The sequence below is a fragment of the Idiomarina sp. ST20R2A10 genome (assembly GCF_051842345.1).
In the GTDB taxonomy this organism is placed as follows: domain Bacteria; phylum Pseudomonadota; class Gammaproteobacteria; order Enterobacterales; family Alteromonadaceae; genus Idiomarina; species Idiomarina loihiensis.
Genome location: NZ_JBNIEY010000007.1, coordinates 56546 through 68742 on the forward strand (window position 1 = coordinate 56546; position 12197 = coordinate 68742).

A 12197-nucleotide genomic window follows, 5' to 3' on the forward strand; every position below is an offset into this window, starting at 1 on the left:
TTTATGACGACAATGTACGAATTAGATTTCGATAATCTTCTTTAATGTCGTGCTGCGCATCTTTTAATTCTTGTATCTTCCGACAAGCATGCAAAACCGTTGTGTGATCACGACCGCCGAACGCGTCGCCTATTTCCGGTAAGCTATGATTAGTCAATTCCTTAGCTAATGCCATTGCTAACTGGCGAGGGCGCGCTACAGAACGGCTACGGCGTTTTGATAAAATATCGGCTAACTTAATATTGTAGTATTCCGCTACCGTCTTCTGAATATTATCAATAGTAACTAATTTTTCCTGGGCGGCAATTAAGTCACGCAAAGCTTCACGGACAAAGTCTATAGTTATAGGCCGTCCTGTGAGTTGCACATTAGCCACAACCCGGTTCAATGCGCCTTCCAGCTCCCGAACATTTGAACGCAAACGTTTAGCAATGAAAAACGCCACTTCGTGAGGCATATGCAAACCACGTTCATCAGCTTTACGCATTAAAATGGCCACCCGGGTTTCTAATTCCGGGGGCTCAATGGCAATGGTAAGACCCCAGCCAAAACGTGACTTCAACCGATCTTCTACTCCGTCTATTTCTTTCGGGTAAAGATCGCTGGTCATAATAATTTGCTGGTTACCTTCCAACAACGCATTAAAGGTATGGAAAAACTCTTCCTGCGAACCTTTTTTATTCGCAAAGAAGTGAATGTCATCAATCAATAACGCATCGACCGAACGATAGTAACGCTTAAACTCGTTGGTTGAACTGTTACGAATAGAGTTCACCATGTCCTGCACAAAACGCTCAGCCCGAATGTAAAACACCTTGGCGTCCTTTTTGTGCGCCATAATGCCATTACCAACCGCATGCAAAAGGTGAGTTTTACCTAAACCGGTACCACCATAAACAAACAGAGGGTTATAAACGCCGCCAGGATTCTCTGCCACCTGAATAGCGGCCGCACGCGCCAACTGGTTTGATTTACCCTCAACAAAGTTATCGAAGGTGTATTCCGGATGAATATTGCTTTCAAAAGGCACTTCCACATCGGTGTTACCTGATGAGAAGTTAGGTGTTTTTCTGCGGGTTGCAGCTGCGCGTTGCGGTGAGCCGCTGTCACGTTGTGTCGGCGACGCTTCCCCAACTTTTAAAACCACGTTAGGCACTTTGTCATCGCACAAAACTTCTAAATAGGTATTAATGGTTTTCAGGTATTTATCACGCACCCAGTCTACCGAATAAATATTCGGAGCAAACAAGGTTAATGTTTCGCCATTGAGTTTGGCTTGTAGGGGTCTGATCCACGTGTTGAACTGCTGTAACGGTAACTCCGATTGCAGTCGCTCTGCACATTGTTGCCAAAGCGAATTATTCACACTCTTCTCCTGGATCGTTTCTTTATAAACATAACCAAAGATTGTACTTCACTCAGCTAATATTCGCTAGCATAAACTGCCTGAAAACAGCGTCAATAAAGGAGTTAAAAAATAGCCATTGAAACCAAAACTGGCGCATAAATTGCTTAAAAGGCCACATTGCCTCAAAATCGGAAAATAAAGCAAATAGTGAATAACTGTTATTTTATCCACATTATTAATGTTATAATCTCAACAGATTGTGGATGATATTATTTTAGGATTTATTGCCTAAAAAAGCCTCTGGTCATTGACTCAACGAGAAAAGATCGGTAAGATCCGCGCTCTAAAAAATTCCGTTCACGTTTGGTTTCAACTTATTCGGCCAGCGTGGGAAATAGCAAACTGACCGATGGAATATTAGTTATGAAAAGAACATTTCAACCAAGCGTATTAAAGCGCAAGCGTTCACACGGTTTCCGTGCTCGCATGGCAACAAAAAATGGCCGCAAAGTACTGGCTCGTCGCCGTGCACGTGGTCGTAAAGTACTGAGTGCATAAAAGTATCTCATACGGAAGGGAGTTACGTCTGTTAACTCCCTCTCATTTCCAGACTGTATTCTCAAACCCTCCTGTAAAAGCCGTTACTGCTCATGTCACTATGTTGGCAACCCCCAATGAGTTAGGCCATCCACGTATTGGTGTTACCGTCAGCAAAAAGCGAGCTAAGCGCGCAGTTGACCGAAACCGCATAAAACGACAAATACGTGAAACCTTCCGTTTAAGCCAACATAAAATTCCCGCTTTCGACATTGTAATTATTGCTAAGCAGGGTATTGTCGAGCAGGATAACGCCGCATTACGGGATACGTTGAATTATTTATGGCGAAAATTAGCAAAGCGTTGCGAACAATACCAATCGCGTTCATAAAGGTTTATCAGTGGTTTATCAGTCCACTGCTGGGCCCGCGTTGTCGTTTTTATCCATCTTGCTCACATTATGCCTGTGAGGCCATACAAAAACACGGTACAATCCGTGGCATTGGCCTTGCTGCAGTAAGAATCAGTAAATGTCACCCAGCTCATGAGGGCGGCTACGACCCGGTTCCACTTGCTAAGCAAGACGCCAAGCCAGAAAATAACAGCGAATCCGAATCTTTACTAAATCAGCCAACAGAGACGAAATCACTATGAATTCGCCACGCACGATATTATTTATTGCCTTTTTAGTGGTGTCTTTCTTCCTATACCAGAATTGGATGGTGGAAACCGCACCCGGAACAAAAGCACCTGAAAACGTTACCTCAACACAATCGAGCAATAACGCTGAAAACAGCGATGTGCCCTCAGGCAGTTCAGCCGTTTCGGCAGACGTCCCGGAAAGTGATCAGCCGGTTGTAGCTCAGCGGGCTGAAACCACAGTTCACGTTCGCACCGACGTGTTAGATGTTGAGATAGATACCCGCGGTGGTGATGTTGTTTCGACTCACTTACTCAAGTTTGCGAAAACTCAGGGTTCTGAAGAACGCTTTCAACTTCTGCAAAACAGTTCAAACAACGTTTACGTCGCTCAGTCAGGCCTAATTGGCCCGGACGGAATTGATGGCAAAGACGGCCGCCCTTCTTATAACTACGTACAAGAAAGCTACGAGTCTACAAGCGAGGTTATTGAAGTTCCTTTAACCTATACGGCTGAGAACGGCGCTGTTTATCGTAAAGTATTTACCTTCACGCCAGGAAAATACACTGTTGATGTTCGGTACGAAGTAGAAAATAACACCAGCAAAACGCTTGAAACCCAATTTTACGGCCAATTAAAACGTTCCGTACACTCAGGCGAAAGTGGCAGTATGATCATGCCTACCTATTTTGGTGCAGCTTATTCCTACGATGAAGACAAGTTCGAAAAATACGATTTCGACAGCATGCAGGACAAAAAGCTGAACGTTACTTCGCAAACTGGTTGGGTCGGAATGCTTGAGCACTATTTCGTGTCAGCCTGGGTGCCGAAACAAGGTCAGCAAAATCGTCTTTATTCTCGAGTAGCCAATGGCAGCCAGGCAATTATCGGTGTCATTTATCCAATGACTGATATTCAGCCAGGCAGCTCCAAAACGATTGAGTCTCAAGTATTTCTGGGTCCAAAAGACCAAGACGCTATGGCTGAAGTCGTCGAGTATCTGGACTTAACCGTCGACTATGGTTTCCTATGGTGGTTAGCTCAACCGATATTCAAACTGCTGCAGTTCTTACAAAGCATCGTTATTAACTGGGGTCTGGCTATTATCCTGACCACAGTTATTGTTAAAGCGCTATTGTTCCCGCTAACTAAGGCACAATACGTTTCAATGGCTAAGATGCGCATGCTGCAGCCAAAAATGACGGCTCTGCGTGAACGTTATGGTGACGACCGACAGAAGATGTCAGGCGCCATGATGAAGCTCTACAAAGAGGAAAAAGTAAATCCTCTGGGCGGCTGTCTGCCTATGCTGTTGCAGCTTCCAATCTTCCTGGCGCTATACTGGGTGCTATTGGAAAGTGTTGAGCTGCGCCATTCTGCTTTTGTGTTCTGGATACAGGATCTGTCAACCAAAGACCCATACTACATCCTGCCTATTTTAATGGGTGCCAGTATGTTCTTAATGCAGCGACTGCAGCCAACACCGACGGCTGACCCAATGCAACAGAAACTGTTTCAGTATATGCCGGTTATCTTTACCGTATTCTTCCTGTGGTTCCCATCGGGTCTGGTACTGTACTGGCTGGTCAGTAACTTGATTACCATTGCGCAAATGCTGATCATTTACCGGGGCTTAGAGAAGAAAGGGATTAACGTTCGAAACAAGAAATAATCCAACATTAAGGCCCGGCTAATGCCGGGCTTTAGTCCTTTGGGGAGCAGCAAAAATGCAAACTGAAACAGATTTTGACGACACCATAGTAGCTCAGGCAACGCCTCCCGGACGCGGCGGTGTTGGTATTGTTCGCGTGAGCGGAAAAGCCTGTAAAGAGGTTGCAGAAAAGCTGTTAGGTCACTGCCCCAAGCCTCGTAAAGCAGAGTACCTGCCGTTTTACGATTTACAGAAACAACTGTTGGACGAAGGCATAGCGCTCTTTTTCCTGGGTCCAAACTCCTTTACCGGAGAAGATGTCTTAGAACTGCAAGGCCATGGTGGGCCGGTTATTATCGATATGATAATTCGAGCAATACTGGAAATTCCCGGTATTCGCCCTGCTCGTCCCGGTGAGTTTAGCGAACGAGCATTCTTAAACGACAAGCTCGATCTCACCCAGGCAGAAGCCATTGCCGACCTAATTGATACCAACTCAGAGCAGGCCGCAAAAGCCGCCTTACAAAGCCTAAAAGGTGAGTTTTCTCATAAAATTGATCAGTTGGTAGACGCCGTTATTCACCTGAGAATATACGTTGAAGCGGCTATCGACTTTCCTGATGAAGAAATCGATTTTCTTTCCGATGGCAAAGTATCCGGCGATTTAGCTGAAATTATCGACCAGCTGTTCCACATAGAACAGGAAGCCAAGCAAGGCACGCTCATGCGCGAAGGCATGCGCATTGTTATTGCCGGACGCCCCAATGCGGGTAAGTCCAGCTTGCTTAACGCGCTGGCGGGTCGTGAATCAGCTATTGTAACGGAAATAGCAGGAACCACTCGCGATGTTCTGCGGGAGCACATTCAAATAGACGGTATGCCGCTGCATATTATCGATACCGCAGGTTTACGCGAAAGCCCTGACCATGTTGAGAAAATTGGTATTGAACGCGCCTGGGATGAAATACGCCAGGCTGACCGCGTGCTGTTTATGGTCGACAGTCAGGAAACCTCTGCCATTCATCCCGACGATATTTGGCCAGAATTTTTCGCACAATTACCCGAGGACATGCCCTACACCGTTATTCGCAATAAAGTCGATTTATCGGAAGAGCCCACGGGTATAGATGAACACAACAACATTCCGGTTATTCATCTTTCCGCCAAAACAGGACATGGCATTGAATTGCTTAGAGAACACCTAAAACATTGTGTTGGTTACAGTGCAACCTCCGAAGGCAGTTTCATGGCAAGACGCCGCCATTTAGAGGCTCTGGCTAAAGCGAAAGTACATCTACTGCAAGGTCAGGAACAGTTAGAAGCCAATATGGCAGGTGAAATACTGGCAGAAGAACTTCGCCTAACTCAGCAGCACCTCAATGAAATTACCGGCGAATTCACTTCTGATGACCTCCTTGGCCAGATTTTTGGTTCGTTTTGTATCGGTAAATAAAGCTTTTTCTTAGTCGTACAACTAAGGAGCACCAGTGAAAGACAAGTTAGCGCAATGGGGGTTTGACTATGTTCGCCTGCGGTTTGGCTTTCGAACCGGCGTTGCTGCCTGCTTATCTCTTATTATTGCCTGGGCTATGGGCTTAGAGCATCCTCAATGGTCTGCTATGACAGTTTGGGCCGTTTCCCAGCCAACTCGTGGTCTTCTTATAGAAAAGGCCGCATACCGGGCGTTAGGCACTCTTTTAGGGACTATGTTCGGTATGGTGCTGGTGGTTTCTGCCAGTGGCGAAATCATTTGGCTGGTGGCGGGCTTAACTCTGTGGGTATCGCTTTGTGTCTACACGGGCAATTTACTGCACGGGCTTATTTCTTACGGCACCATACTTGCCGGGTATTCAGCTTCCATGGTGGTGTTGCTAACACAAAACCCTGACGCACTTATGCCCCTCGGAATTGACCGTCTACTCACGGTTTTTGTCGGCATTATGACATCACTCGTTATTGGCTGGGCTTTTACTTATAAAAGAGCGGAACAAAGCTTAATTAACCAACTTCGCCGACAAACCGCAGCTAACTTGCACGATATTAGTCGTTACTTCGCCGAACCGGATAATAACGATTTAAACCTTGCCGATAAGTTATCAAAACTGGCGGCCCTCGAAGCTCAACTGCTCGATCACGGCACCGGCTCTGTCAGTGCTCATGAATCGGCCAAAACGTTACGCTTGGTCATTAACAGCCAACTGGGGTTTCTGGCTGAACTGAATATTCAGGAGCCGGAAAAAAACCAAGAAGTAAGCGATTACTTACTCGAAGCGTCAAATAAATTAAATGCTTCCGCTAAACGTTCCGAAATTGTAGAACCTCTCAAAACTGCTCTGGAATCCATTAAAAACGCCGCACTGAAAAAACGCTTTAATGAATTTGTTGAAGCAACCAACGACCGATTATCTTTTCGTGATTCGGGCAAAACTGCCACTTCCACCTTACTCAGCAAAACCATTTTGCATCGCGACTGGTTGGGTGCACGCCAGGCGGCCATACGCACTTTAGTTATTATGGGGCTCATTGGCGCAAGCTGGTGGTATACCGGATTATTTCAATTCGCTTATTTAATGCTGGGTGCTTCGGTTATGTTGACGCTATTCTCCACCGCAGACAACCCGGCATTAACCATGAGATATGTGTTTTTCGGGCAGTGTGCCGGCGCGCTGACAGCGGTGCTTATACAGGCAACGGTCTGGCAGTACCAGGGCTCCATTTTATGGATGCTGGTTGCTTTAATGCCGGTTATTTTGCTGGCGGGTTTTCCTATGTCACATCAAAAAACAGCAAACGGCAGTATGGACTTCAATCTGGTCTTTTTGCTGTTAATGCAGCCCTCTATCGGTTATTCATTCCACCTTGGTCATTCAGCGAGTATTGCTCTGGCAGTCGTTGCCGCCCCCCTACTTTCGTTAATTGCTTATCGACTTATTTATCCGACCAATTTAAAAGCGCGTTATCAAAGCTTACTGCAAACTCTGACCGAAGAAATTGACCAGCTGAACAAAACAAAACTCACCGAAAGCCAGTACAACCGACGTAAAGCACGTTTCTACCATCGCGTAATAAAGCTTACCCAAATTAGCGACAAACTGGGAATGAAAGACAAAGACGCCATTCTCGGGCACCTTTTAACCGGCCAGAAGCGATTAAATTCCACCGGCTAACTCAACCTTTTTAGCGCGCGGCCAACGTTTAATTTCATATTCACGCTGGCATGCTTTAGTTCGGTTCGGGTGTTTCTCACTCCAGACAAGCACCACAGGACGACGAGCTCGTGTGTACTTAGCGCCTTTTTTATCGTCGGTATTATGCTCATTCACACGCCGTTCAATGTCCGTTGTGACACCGGTATAGAACGTATTGTCTGCACATTTAATTAGATAAACCGCCCAGCTCACGACTTGAACTCTCTCCTGCTAAACCCAATACACAGTGTAACAACAGTTACTCAATGAACCGACTAAGGATGACATTATGAGCAGACATTTTGATGAAGCCAAGGGTTTGTCTGAACAACACGACCCCGCAACACACGACTTTGTATTTAACCAGACCATGTTCCGCATTAAAGACCCGGAGCGCACTTTAAAATTTTACAGTGAAGTTCTGGGCATGACGTTGGTTAAACGATTCGACTTCCCGGAAATGGAGTTTACGCTGTATTTCATGGCTGCCATGTCGCCTGAACAACGAAAAGACTGGTCAACCGATAACGACAAACGCATTGAACAGACCTTTGGTCGGCCGGCCATGCTGGAACTGACTCACAACTGGGGCGACGAGAACGACGACTCGGTGTCTTACCACAGTGGTAACGAAGAGCCCAAAGGTTTTGGTCACATAGGTTTCGCCGTACCGGATATCGATGCCGCCTGTGAGCGTTTCGATAAAATGGGCGTAGAGTTTCAAAAACGCCCGAACGACGGGAAAATGAAGGGTATTGCCTTTATTAAAGACCCGGATGGCTACTGGATTGAAATATTCACGCCGGAACGCCAACCGGAATTGCTGAAAGAGCACTTAAAATAACGATGGCACAGTGAAAAAAGGCCAGTTCATTTGAGCTGGCCTTATTTTTTACTACTCTGAAAGCATCGACTTCACTTTACCCTCCAGAGACGTCATGCCATGTTCACGTCCAATTTCTAACGCTTTTTCTACCGGCATTCCATCTAGCCAACCGGCACGTAATGCCATTAACGCGCCGACTCTATTACTCGAAGCACAATGCACCATCGCCTTCTTATCGCTATTTTTCAGTAAAATACGGTCCACCATGCGAGCATTTTCAAGTGTCACTCCGTCTGCACCGTTAACCGGTACATGGTAATACGCCATGCCATTACGGGTAACCACTGCGGCTTCCTCACTGTCGGTCATTTCTTTTTGTGAAAGCAGATTAATAACAACCTCACCACCTTCATCAGCAAAGTCAGCCAACTGCTCATTTGATGGTGTGCCCATCACCCATAACTTATCTGACACCTGTTTGGGTGACTCAATGCCGGCAAAAACATTCGTTGAAACTATTGCTACACTAAAAGCGACTAATACATTAACCAGAGCTTTTACCATTTGGGTTCTCCTGTATGATTCTCGTGTTTTTAATAGTAGCAAATGAGTTAGAAATTTTATGACTGTTTTACATCTTTTAGTGGGTACAACCTCCGGAAATACCGAGTTTTTAGCCGATACTGTCAGCGAAAAGTTAAATCAGCAGGGCATTGAGACCGAGCTCCATTACGAACCGGAGTTTGAGAAGTTACCCAGCGATCAACCCTGGTTAATTTTTCTTGCCAGTCATGGTGCTGGCGATTATGCCGACTCCATGCTCGATTTCTACGACGAAATAAAAGATCCCCAAAGCCCAGATTTAGCCGGACTGAACTATGCCGTAGTGGCTGTTGGTGAATCCTGTTATGACACCTTCTGCGAAGCCGGTCGACATTGCGATAAACGCTTACAGGAATTAGGCGGAACACAAATGACCGATCGTTTAGAAATCGACATACTGGAAGACGATCCAGAAGAGAAGGCATTAAACTGGTTGCCCGCGATCGCTGATGCTGTAAAGGCTCTGTGATCATACCCACAGGCTTGTGCACAAGGATTTCAGCTTGTGACTAAGGTTGGAATAAGATCACTTAAGCACTGTCAGTGAAGTGGGTATAACACTGGGGATAAACTGATCTGTGTATAACTACCCTACTTATCCACGATCTATGATTCGGGTTCAAGGTCACTTATCTACAAAGAGTGATCTTGCTCCAGGATATATAAAAAAAGGGCTTCAGCGATCTATTCACAGAAAACCGCTAACTAGTAGTAATAGTAATAAAAGATCTAAATAAGATCCTTTACTGATCTTCTTTAAGATCTTTAACAGCACTGAACGAAATTTAACCATTTAGATTTAAGTGAAATCGCGTTAAAATAATCGGCTAACTTCCTATTCTTCAAACAAAGGTCACTTTGCATGTCACAACAGAGCCAACAACACTTTGACGTTATTGTTGTCGGTGGAGGACACGCCGGAACAGAAGCTGCGTTAGCCGCCGCTCGTTTAGGTGTTAAAACCCTATTGCTTACGCATAATATTGATACTTTAGGGCAAATGTCCTGTAACCCAGCCATTGGGGGAATAGGAAAAGGTCATTTAGTAAAAGAGATCGATGCACTTGGCGGCGCTATGGCCAAAGCAGCTGATAAAGCCGGAATTCAATTCAGAACACTGAATTCATCCAAAGGTCCTGCAGTGCGCGCAACCAGAGCTCAGGCTGATCGACAGCTTTACAAACAAGCGATCCGCTACGCACTGGAAACCCAGCCGAATCTGTCAATATTCCAACAAGGTTGTGACGATCTGACCGTCGAGAACGATCGCGTTACTGGCGTTGTTACCCAAATGGGTCTTAAATTCACGGCAAAAACCGTGGTGCTAACCGTAGGAACATTCCTCGGCGGACAAATTCATATTGGTCTGGATAACTACCAGGGCGGACGCGCAGGCGATCCTCCATCAAACGCATTAGCTAAACGCTTACGTGCATTGCCATTACGAGTTGAACGCTTAAAAACCGGCACACCTCCGCGTATAGCTAGTCACAGTGTCGATTTTTCTGTTATGCAGGAACAACCGGGCGATAATCCGACTCCGGTATTTTCTTACATGGGTTCTCGTTCCGATCACCCACAACAAATTCCGTGTTACATCACGCATACCAACGAAAATACCCACGAGATTATTCGTTCAGGGCTTGATCGTTCACCCATGTATTCTGGTGTTATTGAAGGCGTTGGACCACGTTATTGTCCGTCAATTGAAGACAAAATTGTGCGTTTTTCTGACAAAGGCTCTCATCAAATTTTTGTTGAACCAGAAGGCTTAGATACCTTCGAAATTTACCCTAATGGCATTTCAACCAGCTTGCCGTTTGATGTTCAGCAGCGTCTGGTTCAGTCAATTAAAGGGTTTGAAAACGCGCATATCACACGTCCTGGTTATGCGATCGAGTACGATTACTTTGATCCAAGAGATCTGAAACAGTCTCTGGAAACCAAAGTGATTAACGGTTTATTCTTCGCTGGCCAAATTAACGGCACAACAGGCTATGAAGAAGCCGGTGCGCAAGGACTTATTGCTGGTTTAAATGCCGCATTGCAGGCGCAGGATAAAGAATCCTGGGCTCCACGACGCGATCAGGCTTATATGGGCGTGTTGATCGATGATTTATCGACTCTGGGCACTCAAGAGCCCTACCGTATGTTCACTTCGCGTGCCGAATATCGTCTGTTGCTGCGTGAAGATAACGCCGATATGCGATTAACTGAAATTGGCCGTAATCTCGGTTTAGTGGATGATGAACGCTGGGCCGCGTTTAATAAGAAAATGGAATCAGTCGAGCAGGAAAAACAACGCTTAAAAACTACCTGGGTGCATAAAGATCATGCATCTGTAGAGCAAATTAACGCGCTGGTTAAAAGCCCTGTCACCAAAGAAGTCAGTGGCGAAGAACTATTACGCCGCCCGGAAATTCATTACAAAGATTTAGCCTTAACTGACTTTTTTGCGCCGGGGTTAGACGATCCTTTAGCGGCAGAACAAGTTGAGATCCAAATTAAATACGCGGGTTATATAACGCGTCAGCAGGAAGAAATAGCAAAACAACAACGTCATGAAAATACCTTGCTGCCCTCGCCTTTCGATTACGCTAAAATTAAGGGGTTATCGAACGAAGTGGTTGCGAAATTAAATGATCATCAGCCTGAGACCGTTGGTAAAGCAGCGCGTATTTCCGGAATTACTCCGGCGGCTGTTTCAATGTTATTGGTTCACCTGAAAAAGCAGGGTTTATTGCGTAAAAGTGCTTAAGGAAGAAATGTGAAAGAGCAGTTAAAGGGATTATTAGATCAGGCACAAATAAACCTGTCAGAAGCACAGATTGAGCAACAACTGGCGTTAGTAGGCTTACTGGATAAATGGAATAAAGCCTATAACCTGACCAGCGTGAGAAATCCGAAGGATATGCTGACCCGACATATTATGGACAGCCTGGCTGTTCGTAAGTATTTACATGGGCAGCGCTTCATCGATGTCGGTACAGGACCAGGGCTACCGGGTTTACCCTTAGCCATAGCCGAACCGGATAATGAATTTGTTTTACTCGATAGTTTAGGCAAGCGAATCCGTTTTATTCGTCAGGTTTGTCATGAGCTAAAACTAACCAATGTTACGGCTGTGCAGGCGCGGGTGGAAGACTATCAGGACGAAAAGCAGTTTGATGGTGTAATCAGTAGAGCCTTTGCCTCGCTTAATGATATGCTTTCGTGGTGTGAACATTTACCGGCTGAAAACGGTCGGTTTTATGCGTTGAAAGGGCTGTATCCGCAAGACGAACTGGAGCAGTTGCCCGAGCAATATAAAATTGAAAGTATTGAGCAAATTAACGTTCCCGGCATTGACGCGAGCCGGCATATCGTCATTATAAGCAAACGGTCATAAAACAACCGACAGTCGA

Annotated in this window: 13 protein-coding genes; 10 read left to right on the forward strand and 3 right to left on the reverse strand. The window is 45.6% G+C overall.

The genetic code is table 11. The features are described 5' to 3' along the window. Nucleotide 1 precedes the first annotated feature (1 nt). A complete protein-coding gene (gene dnaA, locus ACP7H9_RS10665) occupies nt 2-1366 on the reverse strand; it encodes a chromosomal replication initiator protein DnaA (protein WP_114981832.1) in 1365 nt (454 codons plus the stop codon). 405 nt (nt 1367-1771) lie between these two features. On the opposite strand from dnaA, the gene rpmH reads away from it, so the two are divergent. From rpmH to ACP7H9_RS10695, 6 genes are read left to right on the forward strand one after another with little or no spacing between them, the layout of a single operon-like run. Continuing rightward, entirely contained in the window at nt 1772-1906 is a 135-nt protein-coding gene (gene rpmH / locus ACP7H9_RS10670; RefSeq protein ID WP_011235863.1) for a 50S ribosomal protein L34, read from the forward strand. After that, nucleotides 1899-2276 carry a ribonuclease P protein component gene (rnpA, locus tag ACP7H9_RS10675; protein ID WP_110012843.1) on the forward strand — a complete coding sequence of 126 codons (378 nt, stop codon included), beginning with the start codon at nt 1899-1901 and terminating at the stop codon, nt 2274-2276. The genes rpmH and rnpA overlap by 8 nt, the downstream gene beginning before the upstream one ends. Continuing rightward, entirely contained in the window at nt 2228-2539 is a 312-nt protein-coding gene (gene yidD / locus ACP7H9_RS10680; RefSeq protein WP_011235861.1) for a membrane protein insertion efficiency factor YidD, read from the forward strand. Before rnpA ends, yidD begins: the two co-directional genes overlap by 49 nt. Continuing rightward, entirely contained in the window at nt 2536-4197 is a 1662-nt protein-coding gene (yidC, locus tag ACP7H9_RS10685) for a membrane protein insertase YidC (RefSeq protein ID WP_286823830.1), read from the forward strand. The genes yidD and yidC overlap by 4 nt, the downstream gene beginning before the upstream one ends. 55 nt (nt 4198-4252) lie before the next feature. Next, on the forward strand, nt 4253-5629 hold the full coding sequence (mnmE, locus tag ACP7H9_RS10690) for a tRNA uridine-5-carboxymethylaminomethyl(34) synthesis GTPase MnmE (RefSeq protein ID WP_153849336.1): 1377 nt from the start codon (nt 4253-4255) through the stop codon (nt 5627-5629). 34 nt (nt 5630-5663) lie between these two features. After that, the gene (locus tag ACP7H9_RS10695) at nt 5664-7343 is read left to right on the forward strand and encodes an FUSC family protein (RefSeq protein WP_255801543.1); all 1680 of its coding nucleotides are present in this window, start codon (nt 5664-5666) and stop codon (nt 7341-7343) included. Here ACP7H9_RS10695 and ACP7H9_RS10700 read toward each other — a convergent pair. Beyond that, a complete protein-coding gene (locus ACP7H9_RS10700) occupies nt 7326-7577 on the reverse strand; it encodes a GIY-YIG nuclease family protein (protein ID WP_110012838.1) in 252 nt (83 codons plus the stop codon). The genes ACP7H9_RS10695 and ACP7H9_RS10700 overlap by 18 nt on opposite strands. A gap of 76 nt (nt 7578-7653) precedes the next feature. Between ACP7H9_RS10700 and gloA the strand changes: the two genes are divergently transcribed. After that, nucleotides 7654-8208 (forward strand): lactoylglutathione lyase, encoded by a 555-nt coding sequence (gene gloA / locus ACP7H9_RS10705; RefSeq protein WP_153849335.1) that lies wholly within the window; start codon nt 7654-7656, stop codon nt 8206-8208. Between the two features lie 51 nt (nt 8209-8259). Here the strand turns inward: gloA and ACP7H9_RS10710 are convergent, their stop codons facing one another. Next, nucleotides 8260-8754, reverse strand: a complete 495-nt coding sequence (locus tag ACP7H9_RS10710; protein WP_439222761.1) for a serine/threonine protein phosphatase — start codon at nt 8752-8754, stop codon at nt 8260-8262. A 58-nt stretch (nt 8755-8812) separates the two neighbouring features. On the opposite strand from ACP7H9_RS10710, the gene ACP7H9_RS10715 reads away from it, so the two are divergent. From ACP7H9_RS10715 to rsmG, 3 genes are all read left to right on the forward strand, one after another. Continuing rightward, complete coding sequence (locus tag ACP7H9_RS10715; protein ID WP_439222762.1) at nt 8813-9262, forward strand: flavodoxin domain-containing protein; 450 nt, start codon at nt 8813-8815, stop codon at nt 9260-9262. Between the two features lie 393 nt (nt 9263-9655). Then, complete coding sequence (gene mnmG / locus ACP7H9_RS10720; protein WP_287830269.1) at nt 9656-11551, forward strand: tRNA uridine-5-carboxymethylaminomethyl(34) synthesis enzyme MnmG; 1896 nt, start codon at nt 9656-9658, stop codon at nt 11549-11551. 9 nt (nt 11552-11560) lie between these two features. After that, entirely contained in the window at nt 11561-12181 is a 621-nt protein-coding gene (rsmG, locus tag ACP7H9_RS10725; protein WP_034819462.1) for a 16S rRNA (guanine(527)-N(7))-methyltransferase RsmG, read from the forward strand. Nucleotides 12182-12197: the final 16 nt, after the last annotated feature.